The 972-nt window shown below is 61.1% G+C and carries 1 protein-coding gene; it reads left to right on the top strand.

The genetic code is table 11. The features are described from left to right. Window positions 1-51: 51 nt before the first annotated feature. The coding region (locus Y708_RS23165; RefSeq protein ID WP_162150440.1) for an HNH endonuclease signature motif containing protein at window positions 52-972 on the top strand (921 nt) is incomplete at its 3' end.

Below are 972 nucleotides of genomic sequence, written 5' to 3'. Positions count from 1 at the left end.
GGCAGCCGAGCGGCCACCATAATCGGGGACGCCATTGAACGCACGCGGCCCTTGGCTTCCACTGAAGATCTTGATGCAATGGAGGCACATTTAGCTCGTCAGGCCGTGGAATCGGACGTGGATGTGCTGAGGGTTGTTGTGCGCCGCTGGGAGGACTACCTCGATCCTGACGGACAGGAACCTTCCGACCAGACCTTGAAGGTGCGCCAGGGAGTGTTCCTGCGGGGGACGCGTGCCGGGCTACACTTCATGGAAATCTCCGCTACCACCCAACAGTTCGAACACCTCATGACCGCCATGAACACAGCAACCAATCCCCGGCTGCACGCTTCCACTAAACCCGCAGCAGATGGTCCAGGTGCGCAGGCCGATAAACCTGGCTCGGAAGGTTCTTTGCCGGCTGTCGATAGCCCCAGCCATGCGCAACTATTGCTCGAAGGACTTGTGGGCGCCTGCAGAATCGCGCTTACCACCGACAAACTACCCGCCGCCGGAGGACATCGGCCACAGGTGATGGTGACCATCAACCACGAGGACCTCGTGAGCAGACTCACTAACGCGGACCGATCGGCCCGCAGTCAAGCGGGACGTGCGGGCCACGGGGTCTTTGCTGGCCTGCTTGGCGCGAGGAGCGTTCGACAGCTTGCCTGCGACGCTGACATCATTCCGGTGGTTCTCGGCGGTGGAGGGCAGATCCTGGACATTGGACGATCCCAGCGACTGTTTCCCACATTCATGAGGAAGGGCCTTATTGCCCGGGACGGCGGTTGTGCTTTCCCGGACTGCACCATCCCCACAACCTGGTGCGAGGCACACCACATCAACCCCTGGGAACATGGGGGGGTGCCACCAGCTGCGACAACGGCTGCCTGCTCTGCACCCGGCATCATCACCTACTTCATCAAGGTGACTGGAGAATCCAAACAATTAACGGCAGGCCGTGGTTCATCCCGCCCCGCTATATCGACCCGG

The sequence above is a fragment of the Arthrobacter sp. H5 genome (genome assembly GCF_000520595.1).
GTDB lineage: Bacteria > Actinomycetota > Actinomycetes > Actinomycetales > Micrococcaceae > Arthrobacter_D.
This window is presented reverse-complemented; position numbering and strand designations above follow the sequence as displayed.